The organism is Sutcliffiella horikoshii (assembly GCF_020524325.1).
GTDB lineage: Bacteria > Bacillota > Bacilli > Bacillales > Bacillaceae_I > Sutcliffiella_A > Sutcliffiella_A horikoshii_D.
The window spans coordinates 123,547-142,607 of sequence record NZ_JAIVKY010000009.1; the positions used below are offsets into that span (position 1 = coordinate 123,547).

23 protein-coding genes are annotated in these 19,061 nt (G+C 39.0%); 2 read left to right on the plus strand and 21 right to left on the minus strand.

What is annotated here, in order from left to right; genetic code table 11:
• Positions 1 to 282: 282 nt before the first annotated feature.
• From LC091_RS15070 to LC091_RS15090, 7 genes are all read right to left on the minus strand, one after another.
• A complete protein-coding gene (locus LC091_RS15070; protein ID WP_226682852.1) occupies positions 283 to 4,443 on the minus strand; it encodes a S8 family serine peptidase in 4,161 nt (1,386 codons plus the stop codon).
• 323 nt (positions 4,444 to 4,766) lie between these two features.
• A complete protein-coding gene (locus tag LC091_RS15075) occupies positions 4,767 to 6,026 on the minus strand; it encodes a helix-turn-helix domain-containing protein (RefSeq protein ID WP_226682853.1) in 1,260 nt (419 codons plus the stop codon).
• Between the two features lie 196 nt (positions 6,027 to 6,222).
• Complete coding sequence (locus LC091_RS20415; RefSeq protein ID WP_319003679.1) at positions 6,223 to 6,459, minus strand: immunity protein YezG family protein; 237 nt, start codon at positions 6,457 to 6,459, stop codon at positions 6,223 to 6,225.
• Positions 6,419 to 6,580, minus strand: coding sequence for an antitoxin YezG family protein (locus tag LC091_RS20420; RefSeq protein ID WP_264179342.1), 162 nt, complete (start codon positions 6,578 to 6,580; stop codon positions 6,419 to 6,421). The genes LC091_RS20415 and LC091_RS20420 overlap by 41 nt, the downstream gene beginning before the upstream one ends.
• Positions 6,564 to 6,659: an antitoxin YezG family protein gene (locus LC091_RS20425; protein WP_264179343.1), complete on the minus strand. Its 96-nt coding sequence runs from the start codon at positions 6,657 to 6,659 to the stop codon at positions 6,564 to 6,566. Before LC091_RS20425 ends, LC091_RS20420 begins: the two co-directional genes overlap by 17 nt.
• A 277-nt stretch (positions 6,660 to 6,936) precedes the next feature.
• Entirely contained in the window at positions 6,937 to 7,404 is a 468-nt protein-coding gene (locus LC091_RS15085; protein ID WP_226682854.1) for an antitoxin YezG family protein, read from the minus strand.
• Positions 7,397 to 9,274: a T7SS effector LXG polymorphic toxin gene (locus tag LC091_RS15090; RefSeq protein ID WP_226682855.1), complete on the minus strand. Its 1,878-nt coding sequence runs from the start codon at positions 9,272 to 9,274 to the stop codon at positions 7,397 to 7,399. The genes LC091_RS15085 and LC091_RS15090 overlap by 8 nt, the downstream gene beginning before the upstream one ends.
• A 226-nt stretch (positions 9,275 to 9,500) precedes the next feature.
• Here LC091_RS15090 and LC091_RS15095 point away from each other — a divergent pair, with 226 nt between their 5' ends.
• On the plus strand, positions 9,501 to 10,400 hold the full coding sequence (locus LC091_RS15095) for an alpha/beta fold hydrolase (RefSeq protein WP_226682856.1): 900 nt from the start codon (positions 9,501 to 9,503) through the stop codon (positions 10,398 to 10,400).
• 31 nt (positions 10,401 to 10,431) lie between these two features.
• Positions 10,432 to 10,875, plus strand: a complete 444-nt coding sequence (locus tag LC091_RS15100) for a VOC family protein (protein WP_226682857.1) — start codon at positions 10,432 to 10,434, stop codon at positions 10,873 to 10,875.
• Positions 10,876 to 10,927: 52 nt separating this feature from the next.
• Here LC091_RS15100 and LC091_RS15105 read toward each other — a convergent pair whose 3' ends face one another.
• From LC091_RS15105 to LC091_RS15165, 14 genes are all read right to left on the minus strand, one after another.
• Positions 10,928 to 11,926 carry a hypothetical protein gene (locus tag LC091_RS15105; RefSeq protein ID WP_226682858.1) on the minus strand — a complete coding sequence of 333 codons (999 nt, stop codon included), beginning with the start codon at positions 11,924 to 11,926 and terminating at the stop codon, positions 10,928 to 10,930.
• A 387-nt stretch (positions 11,927 to 12,313) separates the two neighbouring features.
• Positions 12,314 to 12,496 carry a hypothetical protein gene (locus LC091_RS15110; protein WP_226682859.1) on the minus strand — a complete coding sequence of 61 codons (183 nt, stop codon included), beginning with the start codon at positions 12,494 to 12,496 and terminating at the stop codon, positions 12,314 to 12,316.
• A 141-nt stretch (positions 12,497 to 12,637) separates the two neighbouring features.
• On the minus strand, positions 12,638 to 12,766 hold the full coding sequence (locus LC091_RS20430; protein ID WP_264179344.1) for a hypothetical protein: 129 nt from the start codon (positions 12,764 to 12,766) through the stop codon (positions 12,638 to 12,640).
• A 34-nt stretch (positions 12,767 to 12,800) separates the two neighbouring features.
• Entirely contained in the window at positions 12,801 to 13,040 is a 240-nt protein-coding gene (locus LC091_RS15115; protein WP_226682860.1) for a YgiT-type zinc finger protein, read from the minus strand.
• Positions 13,041 to 13,148: 108 nt separating this feature from the next.
• Entirely contained in the window at positions 13,149 to 13,541 is a 393-nt protein-coding gene (locus tag LC091_RS15120; protein WP_226682861.1) for a hypothetical protein, read from the minus strand.
• A 215-nt stretch (positions 13,542 to 13,756) separates the two neighbouring features.
• Positions 13,757 to 14,857 (minus strand): DUF6946 family protein, encoded by a 1,101-nt coding sequence (locus LC091_RS15125; RefSeq protein WP_226682862.1) that lies wholly within the window; start codon positions 14,855 to 14,857, stop codon positions 13,757 to 13,759.
• Positions 14,858 to 14,922: 65 nt separating this feature from the next.
• Positions 14,923 to 15,156, minus strand: a complete 234-nt coding sequence (locus tag LC091_RS15130; protein WP_226682863.1) for a hypothetical protein — start codon at positions 15,154 to 15,156, stop codon at positions 14,923 to 14,925.
• A complete protein-coding gene (locus LC091_RS15135) occupies positions 15,140 to 15,808 on the minus strand; it encodes a hypothetical protein (RefSeq protein ID WP_226682864.1) in 669 nt (222 codons plus the stop codon). Before LC091_RS15135 ends, LC091_RS15130 begins: the two co-directional genes overlap by 17 nt.
• Positions 15,809 to 15,956: 148 nt before the next feature.
• On the minus strand, positions 15,957 to 16,193 hold the full coding sequence (locus LC091_RS15140; RefSeq protein ID WP_226682865.1) for a hypothetical protein: 237 nt from the start codon (positions 16,191 to 16,193) through the stop codon (positions 15,957 to 15,959).
• An 18-nt stretch (positions 16,194 to 16,211) separates the two neighbouring features.
• Entirely contained in the window at positions 16,212 to 16,679 is a 468-nt protein-coding gene (locus LC091_RS15145) for an HIT family protein (protein ID WP_226682866.1), read from the minus strand.
• The gene (locus tag LC091_RS15150; protein ID WP_226682867.1) at positions 16,679 to 16,891 is read right to left on the minus strand and encodes a hypothetical protein; all 213 of its coding nucleotides are present in this window, start codon (positions 16,889 to 16,891) and stop codon (positions 16,679 to 16,681) included. The genes LC091_RS15145 and LC091_RS15150 overlap by 1 nt, the downstream gene beginning before the upstream one ends.
• Positions 16,892 to 16,926: 35 nt before the next feature.
• The gene (locus tag LC091_RS15155) at positions 16,927 to 17,589 is read right to left on the minus strand and encodes a GNAT family N-acetyltransferase (RefSeq protein WP_226682868.1); all 663 of its coding nucleotides are present in this window, start codon (positions 17,587 to 17,589) and stop codon (positions 16,927 to 16,929) included.
• A complete protein-coding gene (locus LC091_RS15160) occupies positions 17,586 to 18,197 on the minus strand; it encodes a hypothetical protein (RefSeq protein WP_226682869.1) in 612 nt (203 codons plus the stop codon). Before LC091_RS15160 ends, LC091_RS15155 begins: the two co-directional genes overlap by 4 nt.
• A 50-nt stretch (positions 18,198 to 18,247) precedes the next feature.
• Positions 18,248 to 19,039, minus strand: a complete 792-nt coding sequence (locus LC091_RS15165; RefSeq protein WP_226682870.1) for a YwqG family protein — start codon at positions 19,037 to 19,039, stop codon at positions 18,248 to 18,250.
• Positions 19,040 to 19,061: the final 22 nt, after the last annotated feature.

The following is a 19,061-nucleotide window of genomic DNA, read 5'->3' on the forward strand; positions in this document are numbered from 1 at the left end:
CAGAACTCGGTAGGGGTTCTGTTCTTTTTTTATTGTAGCCAAAAGGTTTGAATGTTCAAGTTGAACTGTTTTTAATGATATTTGTTAGTAAAATACAATTTTTTTATAGAAAATGACTCTGTTTTTGTGAATATAATTTGATTCGGACATTTATCTTCTTGCTTCGGACAAATCCAAGCAACATTTGGGCAACTTTCGACCCTCAGCTTCCTTTACCAATAAAAAAAGAGAAAGGAATGTTAAAACATCCCTTCCTCCTCAATGGTCAGAAACGTAGGCTTCTTATTCCGCGGTTTTTAATCCCATCTCATTTAAATAAAATTCTAGATCCTTTTTACCGACAGTTTCTTTCGGTGATTTTCCTTTAGGAGCATCAGGTCCTGTTGACAAGAAGTTCTTTTCAATGAAACGGACATCTGTCTCGTCCACTGTACCATCTTGATTGACATCAAATGTCGGAACTTCAGGGTTTTGTTTACCGTAATATTCCACGATATCACGAACATCTTTTATGTCGATTAAACTGTCGTTGTTTACATCTCCTGCAAGGTTCACCTTGTAGCCGGAATTAATATATCTTCCCAGAGTTTCACCGTTCAATTCGAAGCCGGTGATAACAGGTGTGTAGGTCTTCAAATGCCCAGGCACTTCCACTACGACATTGTATGTTTCCCTTGAAGCAGGAACGCCTGTTATTTGATACTTTCCATTTGGTGCGATCGTGCCTTCATATTTTTCACCATCTGGTGATAACGCATAAACCTTTGCTCCAATAGTTTGAGCTACACCATATGGTAAATTAGGTTTTAGGAATGCTTCCGGTCTGATATTTCCTTGAATATCTGCATGTTCACTAATGAAATCAAATTCCGATGTACTGTAATACGGGAGGTTCACTGCTTGTTCTTCACCGGATTTCATATAGGTGGACTTTGTGACTTCCAATTTATCAAATCCGTAATACCAGTTATCGGCAGTTACCTTAAAGGTCACATCCACTAATGGCATGTCCCCACTAAAACCGTCATACCCCTCACCGTCCAGCATTGCGCCAACTGTAACAGTATCAAAATAGCTGCTATCTTTCACAACTGGCTCTTGAAGCGTAACTTGAAGCCCATTTTCTTCTGCATAGTTTTTGAACTCTTCATTTAACTCCGCTGATTCAAAAGAGTACATATCCCCTTTATACTGAATGGTGTACTCACCGGAAATAAGATCTTTAACATTATTCAAGCTAAGGGTCATTGTGAAGGTATCACCCAGCTTCACTTCTTCCTTGCTGTAATCCGAAGTTAAGTACTCCGTTCCTTCTTGTAAGAAGATATATCTTTGGTAATTGACATTCAATGCAACGTCAGTGCCTGCAAGGCTTAATCGTAATGGTCCGTTTGCAATGTCGGAAGGCTCAATGCCAAAATAAGTATCTCCATTAGCGTCCGCCGGCGGGAAACAACAATTATAGTACTCACGACTTCCGGTTGCAATTAAAAATTTATTGGATGATTGATCATAGTCCATCCCTTTTGATTGTAAGACATCCACTGTTTCATCCTGTATATTTCCGTGGATAAAGAACGCTTTCTGTCCGTTCTCTTCTGTATACATATCTTCACTAATTTCATATACATCAGGAGTTTTATCGAATGTCACTTGTGGTTTTGTATTGTCGATGATGACAGGTGTGTCGATGGAATAGGTTTTCCCCTCTTCATCATAACCTATGAACTCAAGTTCATAATCCCCTTCAGGCAAGTCCATACTTTGTTGAGAAATAGGATTTTCATTATCACCTGTAAATGGATACACATTTCCTGTGAAGACACCTGGAATGTAATACCTAACGTCAGCTTTTGCTGATGGATCTGAAACAGAACCTATTAAACCAATCGCGTTACCTGATTGATCATCTTTCACCAGAATATCAATCCTGTTTAAGGGGCTTTTCATTTGAAATGCTGCACTCATCAACGGATTATAATACTGCCATTTTGCCGTATTGTTCGCAAGTGCCGGTCTATCAGTTTCAAGGTATTCAAATCCCTTTTCTGTCAATCTGACAGCGAATGGCACCTGGTACGTTTCGCTGCTATCATTTGCATTCGTCAAATGGATGTACCCTTCATAACGTCCTTCTTCTGCATTTTCAGGAACTGTGATAGTTGGTGAAACAACTTCCTCTGTGCCGCTGGAAACATTAAGACTAGCTGGAACATCCAAGCGGATTCCATTTTCATCTGCATCCTTTATACCTGTTCGTTCGCTATGATATTCCACTTCAATATTGAATGACTTGTTTTCTTCTCCGCTATTCTTAATGACCATTTTGCTACTGGCTTCAACAGTAACTCCTGTTTTGTAATGGCTTCCGAAGTTGATCGATGCCGTCTCATCATCAATCTCGACTACTTCACCATTTTCATTTAGATTTTTTGTTTTACCTAACACTTTGACAGATACCTCGGCATGAACCGCCTCATAAGCATTTATACGTCCAGCTCCCTGTTCAAATACAGATACGTCACCATTTAAATCTTCGGCTGTATTCATCAATGCAGCTTTTATATCAAATGGGGTAGCATCTGGATCTTCTTGAAGCATGAGAGCTGCCACACCTGCAACGTGAGGGGTTGCCATGGATGTTCCTTGTAAACGTGCGTAAGACGCTGTGTAGTCCACTCCTTCTTCCGGACTATTGATAAATTCAGGAATGGTTGAGAAGATCGCTACCCCAGGTGCCACAACATCCGGTTTAATATCATAGCTGCCAGCAACTGGTCCTCTGGAACTGAAGCCTGCAAGGTTGTCTCCCTCAGTTTGAACGCTTGCTAAATCCCCAAATGTAATGTCCGAGCTATCTCCTATCTCTTTCAAACGCTCTCCATCCGCTTTTGTCATACGGAAGGTTGGGATATATTCTATTCCTTCTCCTAAATAAGCCGGAATGTTTCCGTCTGTATTATTGTAGATAATGACAGCTTCTGCCCCTGCTTCTTTGGCATGTTTGATTTTATCCACAAAAGTAATTTCCCCGCGTTGAATCAGAGCGATTTTACCTGATAAGTCTTTCCCTTCAAAATCAGCTGCATATCCAAGACCCGCAAAAACCAACTGCTTGGACTGGCCTTCAAGAGATGCTAAGTCATCTGAAAAATTCTTCCCCATTAATAAAACATTTTCAAATGTTTCTCCATTGGCACTCAAGGACTTAAAGGTAGGGATATCCATGGCAAAGTCACTTGCCCCAACTGTAATCCCTAACGTAGCTGTACCGGGAGATCCGAGTGTTCCTTCATTCGGACCGCTATTGCCTGCCGCGACAACTGTCACAACTCCTGAGATTATAGCGTTATTAACTGCTACAGAAGTTGGATATAAAGGATTATTTGTGGAAGCACCAAGTGAAAGGTTGATGACATCCATTTCATCGACAATTGATTTTTCAATAGCTGCAAGGATACCTGATGTTGCCCCGGAACCATAAGGTCCAAGGACACGATAGCTATACAATTCCACATCAGGAGCAACACCTTTTACAGCGTAATCGACTCCGTTCTTCTGGCCCCCAGCGATCGTTCCTGATACGTGTGTTCCGTGCTCAGTATAGTAAGCGGATCCTGAGGCAGGATGTCTTTCAGGCAGACCGGAATTTTTCCAGTCTTCGTAAGTTGCTTCCATTGGATCATTATCGTTATCGACGAAATCATATCCACCTTTGTATACATCTTTCAAATCAGGGTGATTGTAATCAATCCCTGTGTCCAGTACCCCCACCTTGATGCCTTTACCTGTCACGTTTTCAGCATGAAGCTTGTCCACATTGATTTGAGGAATACTATCCATCATTTTGGATTCAGTAGCTGCTTCTTTCATATCCGGAAGTTCAAGCTGAACGGTCTCATCCTTCCAAACCCGCTTAACTACTCCGGAATCCAGTAACCTCTCAATCTCGTTACCTGGAATGGACATCGCTACACCATTGATGGCCGAACGGTATTCTTTCGTAATTTTTGCTTCTTGCAATTGCGGACTTGCATCTTTTTTATTTTTCATAGAATGAAAGCTCTCTTTAAACTTTTTGTGAGCTTTCTCTACCTTAATAGCCGCTTCATTTGCAGTAGTACGGATTCCTTTTGCCGCTTGCTTCATCACTTCAACTTTAGCTGGTGCTTGATGAAACTCAACGATTACATCGACAAGCCCAACACTTTGTGTATTGATATTCGGTGAGATGTCAAAGTTTGGAGTTGCTTCGATTTCTTTAATTGCATTTCTTTGTTCGTCTGAAAGATTCATTAATATGTTCTCAACATCTTTGATCTGCGTAAAACCGGGTACATCTGGCGTACCTTCCGCCATAACATTCACAGGGATACCTGATGTGCCAAAAAGACTCATCGCCAGCGCAATAGTCAAAACTTTCCCAGAACTTTTCTTCTTCATATTTTCGCCCCTCTTTCGATTATCAAAGTTGCAATCTGTCTTCTACTTAAAATTGTACGGGGGAAATTAATTTCTGTTAATTGGGAAAATTCCTTACAATAATCGACAGTACATTTATAAAATATTCGCTAATTGTTGCACTTCCAGATGGTCAAGACAGAAAGACAAGATTAAAGTTGGGAAAGTTTTTCATAGAACAGTCATTATACCTAGCAAATCTCCACTGGTTCATGGATATCAGGTATAAATACCCAATAGTCAGACATCATCTGAAACCTTGCTTAAATAAAAAAACAAGCAGCTGTTAACGGCTGCTTGTTTACTTATTTTGTGCTTGCGTGGTTAAAAAGTAATTTCTTTAACAGTTCATTCGCTAATTGTAAATACTTATTGGAGGAGTTCATATCTCCCTTATTTTTGAAAATGTCCGCTAACCGCTCGGAGTAAGTTACAGCTTTATAGACGTTATACTGCTTCATCATGGGCAAACCACACTCGATTAAATAATCAGTAAGCCTTTTGTCATCTTTTATGGTCTCCAAATAAAGAACCATTAACTCTACATACTTACTGGACTGTTCATTTTTGAAATTCTTCAGGACATCCTTCAACATATGGAGGGCCTTCTCATTTTCATTTAAATCCAGCAATATTTCTACAATCTCAATTAAGGTGCTGAGATAAGTGGTAGTGTTTCTGGTTTTCAAGTTAAGAGATTGAGTGAAATAGTCCAGCGCCTCGCGGGGGTTTCCCCTTTTTTTATTCAACAAACCAAAGTTATGAAGGGCACTTATCTTCGTGGTTATATCCTTCATCATTTCTGCATCATTTAAGGCAGTTTCGAGCATGGTTTCTGCACGTTCAAGGTCATTAATATAAATTAAATTTGCGGATAAGCCAATCTTCACATGCAGGATTCGAGAAATATTCCCTGTATTTTGAAAGATCCGCAATGCCTTATGAGAGTAGTGGAGGGATAAAGTAAAATGCTTCAATAGTCCATGGACAGCTGCTTTGTAATAGTAGAAATCCGTTACTTTATCGCTGAAAAGCTCCGCATTATTCTCTATTTTATCCATGATGGTAATCGCATCTAAATATTGAAGTTTTTGTGCGTAATATATTCCCTGAAAGAAATCCCAAAGGTGTTTTTCAAACGCAGAGTATTTGTTTATATTTTTTTTCAGCTTATGAGAAGCTCTTTCAAATTCGGAAGGATTATTTGTAAAAAGTAAATATCGAAGCATGTATAAATCATACAAGTAAATCATTTCCGTACATTGTATAAAGTCTCTATGCTCTTCCAAGTCCTTTTTCAATCTTTCGGCATGATCTCTATGAAGTCTCTCCATCGCTTCATAGAATTGTGACAGCTTTCTCATTAACATTTGTGTTTTCTTATTTTCTTCCTCGATCGAAATGCCAAGTCGTTTGCAAAGCAATTCCAGGGTTTCCAGATTCACCTCTTTGGAATTATTTTCGATCTTACTTAAATGGGTCGTTGAACATATGCCCTGGCAAAGTTGTTCTTGCGTCTTATTTTGCTTTCTGCGATGGTAGTAAATAACTCTTCCAATAGACATCTCAGCACTTCCCTATACTTATATCTATCTATCATTATATCAGTCTAAAGTAATAGATAGAATAGACTTAAAATCTTCCAACACAAACTCCAGTTAGGCTTATATTAAAAACACTTGATTCCCGAGTGGAAAATCAAGTGCAATATGTTTACTCTTTTTCTTCAAACCTCTTCATGCTTTTCATTAATTCCAAATCTTAATTTTCTCCAGTTTCCCCTAAGTATTTATACTCAAAATATTTAATTCTTGCTGAAGGGTCAAACTCGCTATCATGCCAATCTGAATAATCAAAGTACACATTCAATTTTCCTGAACTATTAACTAGAAATGTTACTGAAAACCAAGGTTCTTGATCATTTTCAATAAATACTTTTTGAAGCTCAATTGTTAACTCAAATAACTTTATGAAGCTCTTTATTGTATGTCCTCTTATCTATGTTATATATTCTAGGAATATAATGGGAGTAAATGTGTTGTTCTTGACCTTTAGGTTTAAAAAAGAAGAAAACTCCCCCTTCTTGATTTTTCACCTCTCCGTTAAAAATAAACTTCATCCCAATCAATTGGAATCATATCACTAATCTGTTGAGCAATATTATGATACAACTTGTTTAAGTCTGATTCAAAACCCATTTATATCAAACTCCTGGTTTATTAGCAATCTCATAAGTTAAAAAGTTAATCTGGTCGCGTTGAATTAAAGTAGAAGAGTTAAATGTTGTTGAAAATAGTTCATGTGGCAGCAGAGAATCTCCTAAACATCCCTACTGATTCTCTTAACCTAACATCCCTCTAGTAAAAAAAGAGACACGTAGCATGTCTCTTTTTTTAATACATAACCTGTGAAGGGATTTCAAGCTGTTAACAGCTTACCTAAGTTTGATGAGTAAAATTCGTTCACTCACTTTATTCACTTAGAAGAAAGAAATTTATCTAAATATTTTTTTCCGGTATTGCTTTTAGGTAACAGTCCTAAATTCTTGTACTTCCAAATAGTTTTTCTTTCATTTAAGTCTACGGATGAAAGGTCATCATAATTATATTCTATGTGGAATTTCCCGGACTTATCAAAAACCAGAGTAAAATTGGTCCAAGGTTCTTCCCCACTATCTTTAAATTCTTTCTGAAGTTCTTGAATTAAATCCACTAACTTATTCCAGTTATTTGTGTACTCAAGCTCACTTATGGCGAATTGTTCTGTTATATCATGGCTATAGATAGGTTTATCGCTAACTTTAGGATAATAATAAAAGAAAGCAGTCTGTGACCCATTTACAACTTCACCATACAGGTAAACCTTCGACCATTCTTCTGGAATAGTATCTATAACTACCTCTGCTACTTGTTGGTATAACTTGTCTAAATGTGCTTCATTCATTTAATTTTCCTCCAGGTACATTATCGAATCGTCTAATTTCCCATTCATCTTCACCAATTTTATACTTTATATTAAAACTTACTGGACGTTGCGAATCTCCCATATAATTAGGTAATATCTTTACTCTTACTTCATCACCTTGTCTAAGTGCATTTGCCCAAGTGTTCTCTAGTTTCTTCCATTCACCTTTATTTAAATTTCCATTCATAGGTACAAGGTTATCAAGGTTTCCTGATCCTTGAAAAATACTTGCAATTAAATGACCACCTTCATCGTCAGGTAATCGACTATCTCTTCCTACAGTTCTTTGAGCATAGTTATTTCTTTTACCGTCACCTAATTTAAGTGTTCCTTCAGCACTAAAGATACGACCGTGACCATCTGTCTTATAATTGTATCCTTCTTTACTTTTGTACTCAATATTTGGCTTTAAGACTTTTTTGCGACCACTTCGTGTAAAAGGAGTAGAACCATTCCATGCTACCGACTCAATTCTACTTAGAATTTCACTATACCTTTCCTTTAGTGAATCCTTAATACGCTTACTATTTAAAACATTGAACGGGACGTCACCAGCCATTACTGGTACAAATCCCATGTCTCTTCGTGGCGCCAAATTATTCATCAGCTCACGAACTCGATCCATCCCCACTTTTCCAGCAGCTTTAGCTGCAGATAGCGCACTAGTATGAATCTCGCTTAAGCTCATTTTCAAGTCTATCTCTGTTCTTCGGCCTATTTGAATGGCCTTTCCAGCGCCTTTAACAGCTCCTGAACCTCCAACAAGTATGCTTCCCACTGCAGGAACGGCGTAACCAAACCATTCTCCTCGACTATCTGCATCTCCATGTATAACTTCAGAATTAAATGAATGGTACAGTTCGTTTACAATGGCCATTATTATTACCGGGTTTTCTGCTACTTCATTTACAAACTCCCAAGTCTCCTTGATTACTACATGTGGCTCGGTCACTAGTCTTACTGCACCTTCCACAGTTTCCTTACCAAAATTGATAAATCCTTCGCCAAAACCAACATTAAATTCCCATAGAGCTTCCCATACCGATTTCTGCTTAGGCTCCGGCCTCGCACAACTAGAATTCACCCACTGATCAAACGACGTAGCATGCCCCACCGGATAAAACACCCCAAGCTCCGGAAAGTGCTCACTATTCCACCGCTCCATAACCGTCTGATTATACAACCTCGTCTGCAACTGCCCGTATGCCTCCAAATCCTGGAGCATCACCGGCGAGAAGCTCTTTACATTTATCTTACCCGATTCAAACTGCTGGTTCATTTCCTCTATGTAACGCTTGATTAGGGATAAGTCCTCGACCAGAGCACTGAACGACTGGGTTTGTTGGTGATCGAACTGGTGCAGCTTGTCCACTGTTTGCCGTGCTGACTGTTTGGCTTGCTGCATGCCTTCGTGGAACTGGTGATCCTGCAACCGCGGCAGATGCATGATGTCACTGACACTCCTGAGTTGGGCGTTCGTCTCCCCTGTCAGCTCGGCCACCATTCGGTTGATTTGATACAAGCCGTCCTCTAGTTCACTCGACAGAAAGGATTCATCGATAAATCCGCGGGAATCACCCTCCAGCCCGTCCATCTCAAATTGAAGCTGTTGAAGCTTCGATTGAAAGTTTGTGAGAAACGATTGGAAGAACTGCAAAAATGGAAGATGCGCGTATTCATAAAATCGTCTAATCGCGCTGGCACCCTTACCGCGATAGGAATCCTTTGAGGCGACAAAAGTTCGTATACTATTTTCCACGCCATTTAATTGTTTTTCTAATTGCGACAGTTGCTGGGTCATCCCTCGTATTCCCTCATGCAGAGATGACACATCAAAAACCTTCATCATTCCCCTCCTCTCGCTATCATTTTACAAATACTGTATATGCATAACTATCACGTTTCGACCTGTTCAGAGAAATTCCTGCATAGAATGGCAAAATGAGAGAATTGACCTATAAAAAGAAGGAATGTTTTTGAAGGACCGGTGACTTCCCCAGAAAAGGTTTTCCCACCTCCTTATAGAATATATCATTTACAGCTATAACTATTTGGATAGATACGGAGTTGGTCTTATGGGGAATTTAGTTCAAGTTCGAGGTACGAATCTCTTTGTGGAGGAGTTTGGGGTAAATAACGAGGAGGTCTTGTTGTATTTGCACGGTGGGCCTGGCGCGAGCTGCCTTGATTTTTGTTATGAACAGGCAAAGTTGTTAGGGGAAAAGCTTAGAGTCATTGCACTCGATCAGCGAGGCGTGCTTCGATCTGACCCAATCAAGGATGATTCGGATTTTGGTTTGAATGATATTATTGCAGACTGCGAGGCTTTAAGGGAGCAGTTAGGCATTCAATCATGGACCGTGCTAGGACATTCCTTTGGCGGTTTTATTGCACTAAAGTATGCACATGAACATCCCAATTCTGTTAAAAAGGTAATCTATGAGGCGCCAACTTTTGATTTAGGGTTATCTAGTAAATCGATGATTAAACGAGCCCTCCTATTATTGGATTCTGAACACGAGTATAACCGCTACATCCAACAGGATTCCTATACTACCAAAGAGCTTTGGCATGCGATAAGTAAGGTTTATCAGGAATTAGGAGAAGAGAAAAAGGATTCTATTTATCTAAAATCGATTAAGCCACATGAGTTAAACAGCATCTATGAAAAGGCGCAACTTCCGTCTGAATTATGGGGACGCTCACAAACATACACCCGAAAGCTTGAGGAAGAAGACATGATCTTCGAAAGCCTGCTTCCCATCATTCCATTAGTAAAACAACCTTCCCTGCTTTTACATGGAAAATTTGATCCGGTCTTTTGTGAACAGCAGAAAGATTACTTCAAGGAGAACGCTCCCGCAAGTAAAACGGTTGTCTTTGAACACAGTGCTCACTTTCCCCGATTAGAGGAGCCGCAAAAGTATCGGGACGAAGTGGTGAGCTTTGTATTAGAAGCAGTTCCCAGTAAGTAAGGAACGCTACATATAAAAAGGAGGCAAAAAAATGAACCGCCTAAATATCATTACACTTGGTACAAAGGACATCTTGAAGGCACACCAATTTTACAAGGAGTTAGGCTTTGACACGTCCATCAGAGGACCGGAATCCGCACCAGCCATTATCTTTTTTAAAAATGAAGGCACACGGATCGCGCTTTATCCGCTTGAAGAATTAGCGAGAGACGTGAACGAACAGCAACCTCCAGCAACTGAAAAAGGTTTCCCTGGAATCACCTTGGCATATAATACAAAATCAATAGATGAAGTAGACGAAGTCATAAGGAAAGCGGAGTTAGCAGGAGCAACCATTCAGAAAAAGCCGCAGAAAACAGATTGGGGTGGCTATAGCGGTTACTTCACCGATCTTGACGGCTACTATTGGGAAGTTGCTTACGGGGAGTTTTGGGAGTTTGATGAATCGAATATGTTGGTGATTGAGGATGTGTAACTAACTAATAAACAAGCATCAGGCATTTACCGCCTCATGCTTGTTTGTGTTTTTAAGATGACTTTTTCTCTTTCTTCAATGTTCTAAGTAGTTGATCTACAGCCGCTTGGCCTGGTATCGCTGCTTGAGTATTTTCAAGAATGCTTTTGGTAAGTTTAGGTTCTTCTGGTTGCTCATTAGTCGAGGTCCATTCAGAAGTGTTTCCATTATAAGATAAATTGTTGGTTAGGTCGCCGTCGGGAGCTGTCCTTACGTGCTCTTTTACTACCACTAACTCCTGTGATGGAGCCTTCTTATCAGGACCGTCATAAGACAGATTATTTGTTGGGTCTCCATCCGGCGCCGTCCTCACATGCTCTTTCACCAGCACAAGGGACTCTCCCGAAGCTGCAGTGGTTCTAGTCCCAACCGGGTCTCCTGCTCCTACCTTCGTTTCCGCATAGGCTTCTCCCGTAACAGGCTTCGTCTCCACTACAGCCTTTTCCATAAAGAAATCCCCACCGACATGCAGCTTAAGAAACGGCAGTATAAACGCGATAATTATCACAGGAACACTCCCCATGATCCCTAAAGCTCCATAACTGGAGTAATTATATTGATAGAGCCAGCTCAGTAACCGTTGTAAGCAAACAAATGCAATAACACTTACAATAGCCCCTTCCATCACTGTACCAAAAGAAAGAAATTGATAGGAGTTTAAATAGATAGAACGGCCGATCAAACTACCAGCGATCCCATATAAAAAGATGCCAGAAACAAATGGACGCCAGTTTTCAATTACATAACCAATCCGCATGAAAAATAAGACTATCATGACAATAAAAATAATGGGTGCCAAAAACGGTAAAACAACGGATATTACACCTAGAATAATCATCCAAAATAACATGGATTTTAATAGTTTAAAAGAAGTGACAAGAAAGAATACCACCATCCCTATCCCAAAAATGAAAGGATGTAAATAACCTAAAAAAATGACAAGCGGAAACAAATAGACCGCCACCCTATGATGAGTGGTATTCTGTTGTTCCTGTACCCAACCCTGATTCATCGACTGTCCTCCCAGATGTCCTAAACCATATAGAAAAACGCCCTAAAAAAGGACGTAAAAAATCCAGAAGCAATGACTACAGGCTGACCATTCCATGAGCACTCTTCCAGCTTTGCGTTCTACTTTTTTACAGTAGTTTAGCTATAAATATATTAGGAATTTTTCACTATACCTTAATATAATTCAATTGGGCTATTTTGTAAAAACTTTTTTTATATGGTTTATGAGTAAGTTTGTGGGAAGGGTGGTTGCTGATGATCGTGTAACTTAATAAAACAAAAAGAAAGAAACAAAGCATCCCAGAAGTATAGAACATGATGCAACGAAAAAGGGGTTTATGTAACTTACCTTTTCTTCATTAGAGGATGGAGCATATTTCCCTAGATACTAAACCGCGACAGTAGCTGCTCCAAATGTAGAAGCACCACCACTATACTTGATAAAGGCGGCTACAATACTTGTAATGAATGCAACGTTACTAAATCGAAAATTAAAGAAGTGGGAGATCATAAAGATAATACCGAGTAAGACAGCTAAGGTTAAGAAGAAATAGAGAAAGAGTTTTTTCAATTGTATGGACCCCTTTCTAAATGAAGTCATTTAATAATTTACAGTTTAGAAGTTGGAAAATTCCATTAAAAAAGACCATAGCTCATCATACATTCAGCTATGGCAATTCAAATGATTTTCATGTAGGAGCCAAAATTACTTTTACCCAAACATCCCTTTAATAGACCTGATAACCTTTAATGCCTCTTTGTTCTTTTTCTCCATCTTGGTTGCTCCTTGTAGCCGGGTTAGTTTCTTGGGTGTCGCCTTCTGTTTTTTAGGTTTTTCCATTCACTATCCCTTCTTTCTTCTATTACTATTTTATCTACCAAGATTCACGATTTAAATTACAATCAAACTCGTTTTCATTTGTAGTTTCGTAGTGCTTAACCGCCTTCTTGTAGTATTCCACATAGTCTTTGGGACTGAGGGTTGTTTCATCACATTGCAAACATTTAAAAACCGGGAAGTTACGGATAACCAACTCTTTATCTTCGAACTCTTCTTGAATGGTGATTTTTGCAGGTACAGCAAATTCACCGCACATGCACTCTCTATGCGTCACCGGATTTGTATCTCCCATACTTAATCACCCTTTCAAAGTTAATTTAGTCCAAAGGGATTCTTATTTTATTTATTCCCATAATGGACATCAACGACACTATATATGGTTTTATCTAATCATACTTCTAGCAGCATTATGAGCACTTCGGTGGAATGGGTTGAACTTTCTTTTATCTGGAGGTAGGTAAAGAACTTGGAGGTTGTCACCAAATACAGATTTCTGTATTTGATACAACTGTTTCATTTCTTTCCGCACTTCTTTGAGATGTACATTCTTTTTGAAAAATGGATCATCCCCCAGTAGTTTTTCAATATCAATCAAATCTGTATATATGATTATTTTTGCAGCTCCGCCTCTATGCTTTTCAAAAAAGGTCAAAGCAAATATTATCGCCTTGATCTCGGCATACCAAGAGGATAGTTCCTCATTATACGATGACTGAGTATATTGTTGTTTTACTATAATTGTTCCATTTACCACATAAGAACAAGCTATTCCCATTCCCGTGTAATCTTCCTTAAGAGAGGCATGGCATCGCAATAAACACATAGTGTTTCTTTATCATAGTACTGATCTAGAATCCAAACCTTCAATTCCTCAGGAACCTTTAAATGCGCTCGATAATTCTTCCAAAAGTCTACAGGTGCGCCTGCTCTCTTCGAATTGCTTTTATATCTCACAAAACAAGCCCCTTTCTGTAGGGAAAATGCAAAATATCATCTTTGTAATCTCATCTCATATGCCTTATCAATAAAAGGAATTATCTGCTCTAACTTATCTACCCACTCCAATCTTATGTAGACTTCTCCATCAGTTAACTTAGATCTATCAAAATCCTCGTAATTTCTACCAAGTAATTCGTCTATCTCTTTTTGCATGTTCTTTGCGGTTTCTGAATGAAGCCTTTTCCCTAAATGAAGTACGAAGACTACTTTCCTTGCAGAAGTTAATGTGGCAAATTTATAGTTTCCTTTTTTACTAACATAACCGATACAATCAGTTCGAATCCCATTGTTAAATCGATCATGGGAATCTTCTACTTCTCGGAAGTAAGGGCTTTTCTTATAGAGGTATTCATCAACCTCTCTCGCCAAATCCTTAGCACGTTCTGTTGGAAAAAGACTAAAGAAATATTCTTTAGATTTAACTAATACCTCAGTCACCCAACAGAAATATAAGTTTATTCCATATACATCCGCTGGACCAACGACATTATTCCTCTTAGCTAACAAACCAAACAACTTAACAAAATTAGAATAGTCCTCAAACCATTTGGATTGCTGACTAAACGAATGAACGAGAAAGAGGGCATTCTTCGCATTCACTTTTTCAGCTTCAATAAGTGCAGATGCAGCCCTATGTATGAGTTGATACCTAATATTAAGTACTTCTTCCTCACGCAAGTCCAAAGTAGTAAGTAAATGCTTTAACCTCTCCCTTTTACCCATGCTAGGATTTCCTCCCAACCATGACGTAACCGTTTCGCCAAATGGCTCTGACACCTTACCTTCTACCATAATCGGTAAAAGCTCGCTTCCAGCTTTTGCAAGCACATACAGGTCATTCTGGGAACTTGCACTTCCCCCTGGTAAAGATACCTTATACTCAGGAAATCCGTACAATAGCGTTACCTCTTTAAATAAATCCATACCACTCTGATCAAAAACTTTCCTTATGTTCTCGGGTAACCCGTCAGTTCCATCCCAACTGTTAGCTAGCTCGTAAGCAGAATACCCCACTTTCCACTGCTTTTCGGGATCTGCAAGATGCTCTTTCCATGAAATAGCTCCTTTAGAAGGTACAAAGAATTTCCCCATTTTCTACACTCCCTTAATTACAGAAGTCCATCCTCTGTTTTTTGACTTCAATTTAGTTGTTACACTTACAGCAGTTTGTATCTCCCTCGTCCCACTCTTTCTAGGACTCTATACTTTGAAGTTATCAAGGATGAGTTGTTTCCACCCTTATCTTTTGCTACCATATCAGCCATAGGAGTCCCAAAGTCTTTCCACTTTTCGCAGTATTCTTGTACAACCCATTGTTCTATTTCTTGAATGGATCTTACTCCACCCAAGGCCTTAAAAGCTTCTATAATGACTTCAGCCTGTGTTTTCATCTTGGCCTCCTAGTAAACTATTTATATTTTGTAACCACAATGCACGTTTTTCCATTAAGGCTGGTCTTGGGTGTAAGTAAAATGGACAACGATCATGCTTAACACCAACAATTGTTTTTAATAAAGAATGGTCTAGTGCAGTCTTAGCAAGCTGTTTTATCCTAGTGTTTGTCCCCCAAGCAACAATTACTGGACCTCTATTGTTGTCCATAATACATTCCATTTCCCTAATACGTGTATCTGATAATATTGAATGGTCAAACTCTTTCGCTTTTCTTAAATAGCTAAAAAACACATCAATATTACCCGAACAAATATCAGATAGATTGATAATGACTAAATGATTCCATCCTCTCTTATCCATTAATCTCATCAGTTGCTCCTGTGTTTGATCAGAGTTAGCTTCTACAAAGGGGACCCTTTCAGTGACTGGATTCAAGATGGGGATATTATAGTTCTTATCACTAACATTACACGAACCAGGATTGACCATCATAACTACAGCATCAGAAGTAATAGTGTCAGAATAGCCTCTCCGTTTTATCCTAGCTTGATTACGAAGAATAATATACTCATCTCCTATTTTCCTCTTATAAAAGCTAGCCTCCACCCTGAATACCTTTAACAGTTCCTGTCTACTAGTTAGTTCCACAAATGCAACCCCCTATATTGAAGAATTTGGAATATCTTATAGGATTCCATTCTGCATTACGGGACTATTTTCCTGCAAAATAAAAAAGTAAGCGACAAAAACCTGAAGAGTTTATGCCACTTACTTATATATCCGAATCATAGACTGTTCAATATTTTGTCGATGACAAGTAATGATCAATCGTCTTTAAATATGTTTTCCAATCCTGATATCGATTTTGAACTTTCTGTTCCAGTACGGAATCGATTTGTTGCTCTTCATTATATATTCCTTCTTGCCTCATGTTTTCAAGTCTATTCATATACTGAATTACAGAGATATCTTTTAATTTTCTTTCGTTTTTATTCAACAAGTGCTTTTGCTTCAGATATTCTTCAAACTCCATGATATGCCCCCTAGTGATTTACATCCTTACAGCTATTCCTGCTATCACCTCCACCATCCTCCCCCTAACCCGCTCCAACTCCCAAACATCCACTTCCCCCACATCTTCCTCCCGATAAAACTCCCCAAACCATTGCCCCTCATATCTCGGCACCACATGCATATGGTAATGAGTCAACTCATTAAACACCCCACCATTTTGGTTAATGGTGATACCATCTGGATCATACAGGCGCTTCAAAGCCTTGGAAATAAGAATAGAAGCCCTCATAATGGCATCGGCGGTCTCTTCATCCAGTTCATCTACATCTAGGAAATGTTGTTTCGGTAGGATTAAGGTGTGTCCCTCGCTAAACGGGTCATGGTCTAGGAAGCAGGTGACATAGTCATCTTCGTAGACCATATAGATGGTTTCGTTTTTGTTGACTAATCGGCATCCTAGGCAGTCTTTATGTGCCACTTTTCTCACCCCTTTACCACATGCCATTACTTACTTTTTAAAAGCATATATCCCAATTTGGATATCATAATAAATATCAGAAACAGTAAAAGATTTTTAGATAGTACATATCCATCAATAGCTAGGTCATAGCCACTTGGTATTAAAATATCATCAAGAAACGTATAGATAACGATTAAGCAGAGGATGGATCCTACTACTAAAGTGGTACCTATCGTTCTTTTTACATTGTTGTCCATAACACACTTCACCTGCCAATCTAAGAAGTTTTATTTCATACAATCCTCTTCAAAACTGAATCCCCCAACACCTTCCTATAATACTCCCCCGCCAAAATCCCATAAATCGCACAATCCTTATACTGACCTTTGGAATTCCGGATCATATCTCTCACAATCCCCTCTTGCACCATCCCCGCCTTGCTCATAATGCGGCCGGATGCTGGGTTGTCGGTGTTGTGTGCAGCAGCAATCTTATGAAGATTCATGTGCCGAAAGCCAAATTCGATCACGGCTCGCAACGCTTCCGTGCCATACCCCTGATTCCACCACCGGTAACCGAGTGAATAACTCACCTCGCAATTTCCGGTTGTCTCATCAAAGTCATACAAATCAATCTCGCCAACCAACTCTCCACTACCCTTCAACTTCACTGCCCAATAACAAAAATCTTCCTTCTCATATTGCGAAACAATACCCGCCACTCTCTCCACCGTCTGCGAAACATCTGTATGCGCCGCACTCACTCGATTGTCCGTCACCCGCTCATCTGAAATCCAGTGATCAAAGACTTTCTGGGCATCACCGAGCACAAACTTTTCCAAGAGTAGTCGTTCTGTTTCTAGTTTTGGTGTTCCGATATATGTAATCACTTTGCACCTCTTTGGAAGGATGAAGACTGCTAATCCCCTTTTTCTATAAAAACTTTCAAATATCATTTATTGTATCCATGAAAAACGATAAGTCTGTCTATTTCTATTATTAATTCTTCTAAAATAGCTTTTGCTGGGATAGACGAGTTTTTAATAATTCTATCTATAGTCTTATCAATATTCTTTCCTAATTTATCAATAACTTTATCTTCTTTTTTAAATATCCTTTCTATAAAATTACCTACGGAAAGCATTAATATTGGTAAATCTAACTTCATATAATTACTTACAGAGTTAGAGTAGATACCGGAAGATATTAAAACACTTGTTTCAATATTGTCTTGAATTCGTGCTAACTCTAAAACTAGTTCAATTAACTTTTCATGGTCATTTACATTAAATAATGGATTTTCAATAACTAAATTTAATGATAGATATTTTCTAGATCTAAAACTTTGATTTTCATTCTGATACTTAAGGAAAATTTCCGTTTCTTTTCTCAATAACTTCAATAATTTTTCCCTTTGAATATGGTCATTCTTTATTGCCAATTTTTCTGCCTGTCTCATTGTTATATAAGCCCCAAGCCAAACAGAAAATAACGGAATAGAAATTGGTAAAATCCATTCTTTTGTAATATTCATAATTTCTTGCATACCTTGTAATACCCCCATACTTTATGCAATCTCTGCTATCTATTCAGAATCACTTTCCACCCTCCCCCCTATAAACACTGCAACGTAAATCTCACCCGATCAAACCGCTTCTCCATCAAGTCCTCTTTCTCCATACAGAAGTACAACATGCCACTATCTCCCCACATGACATCTGCAAGTTCTTCATCTGAATCAATCTGGAACAAGAGCACAGGGTCCTTTCCATCCTCAAAAAGCTCCTCAAACACATCATTTTGAATACTCATCGGCGCGCCTAACATATAATGCGCCGGCACCACTTTGCCATCCCTGTCCTCTGGCTGCACTAGCTCCTGACGGAAATCAAAGTAATTCGCTTCTTCATCATCATCTGCAAAATCCAGTTTCTCGGGACTCTCTGGCAGCGTCACTATTGTCTCAAAGGAAAGCTGGAACGCCGGAAACTCAACAAACTCCGTCCTACTACTCGGGCTTTTCTTCCGCTCCAACTCTTCCATGTCTCCATCAAAATAAAGCACCTTAAAGCATCCCTCATCTCCATCAAATCCCCAAGGCTGCTCCAATGCTTCGTAAAATAAATACAATATTCCGCTCTCAGGCAACAGATTATCTTTGTCATAGGGTTTTGCTTCTGACAGATTAACCTGCAGCATAAAGGTGAGATGGTCATCTTCATACTGGGGAAATTCACAACCAGAAGGTAAGTCTGGGGAACCTCCTATTTTGGAAGAGCCTAATGGGATGTCTATCTCGTCTGTTTTAATTTTATTTAGTTTGATAGAGTTTTTGAAGGCCGCGTAAATGGCAAATTTTTGCTGTGTTAATTCAAATTCACTTATTAATTGGTCGATTTTTTGCATAGTCGTGTTCCTCCTAAGAATA

Coding starts and splice junctions, on each gene's coding strand:
- LC091_RS15070 (WP_226682852.1), bottom strand. CDS start 4,443: ATGAAGAAGAAAAGTTCTGGGAAAGTTTTGACTATTGCGCTGGCGATG.
- LC091_RS15075 (WP_226682853.1), bottom strand. CDS start 6,026: ATGTCTATTGGAAGAGTTATTTACTACCATCGCAGAAAGCAAAATAAG.
- LC091_RS20420 (WP_264179342.1), bottom strand. CDS start 6,580: ATGAAGTTTATTTTTAACGGAGAGGTGAAAAATCAAGAAGGGGGAGTT.
- LC091_RS20425 (WP_264179343.1), bottom strand. CDS start 6,659: ATGGGTTTTGAATCAGACTTAAACAAGTTGTATCATAATATTGCTCAA.
- LC091_RS15085 (WP_226682854.1), bottom strand. CDS start 7,404: ATGAATGAAGCACATTTAGACAAGTTATACCAACAAGTAGCAGAGGTA.
- LC091_RS15090 (WP_226682855.1), bottom strand. CDS start 9,274: ATGATGAAGGTTTTTGATGTGTCATCTCTGCATGAGGGAATACGAGGG.
- LC091_RS15095 (WP_226682856.1), top strand. CDS start 9,501: ATGGGGAATTTAGTTCAAGTTCGAGGTACGAATCTCTTTGTGGAGGAG.
- LC091_RS15100 (WP_226682857.1), top strand. CDS start 10,432: ATGAACCGCCTAAATATCATTACACTTGGTACAAAGGACATCTTGAAG.
- LC091_RS15105 (WP_226682858.1), bottom strand. CDS start 11,926: ATGAATCAGGGTTGGGTACAGGAACAACAGAATACCACTCATCATAGG.
- LC091_RS20430 (WP_264179344.1), bottom strand. CDS start 12,766: ATGGAAAAACCTAAAAAACAGAAGGCGACACCCAAGAAACTAACCCGG.
- LC091_RS15120 (WP_226682861.1), bottom strand. CDS start 13,541: ATGGGAATAGCTTGTTCTTATGTGGTAAATGGAACAATTATAGTAAAA.
- LC091_RS15125 (WP_226682862.1), bottom strand. CDS start 14,857: ATGGGGAAATTCTTTGTACCTTCTAAAGGAGCTATTTCATGGAAAGAG.
- LC091_RS15130 (WP_226682863.1), bottom strand. CDS start 15,156: ATGAAAACACAGGCTGAAGTCATTATAGAAGCTTTTAAGGCCTTGGGT.
- LC091_RS15140 (WP_226682865.1), bottom strand. CDS start 16,193: ATGGAGTTTGAAGAATATCTGAAGCAAAAGCACTTGTTGAATAAAAAC.
- LC091_RS15145 (WP_226682866.1), bottom strand. CDS start 16,679: ATGGCATGTGGTAAAGGGGTGAGAAAAGTGGCACATAAAGACTGCCTA.
- LC091_RS15150 (WP_226682867.1), bottom strand. CDS start 16,891: ATGGACAACAATGTAAAAAGAACGATAGGTACCACTTTAGTAGTAGGA.
- LC091_RS15155 (WP_226682868.1), bottom strand. CDS start 17,589: ATGATATTTGAAAGTTTTTATAGAAAAAGGGGATTAGCAGTCTTCATC.
- LC091_RS15160 (WP_226682869.1), bottom strand. CDS start 18,197: ATGGGGGTATTACAAGGTATGCAAGAAATTATGAATATTACAAAAGAA.
- LC091_RS15165 (WP_226682870.1), bottom strand. CDS start 19,039: ATGCAAAAAATCGACCAATTAATAAGTGAATTTGAATTAACACAGCAA.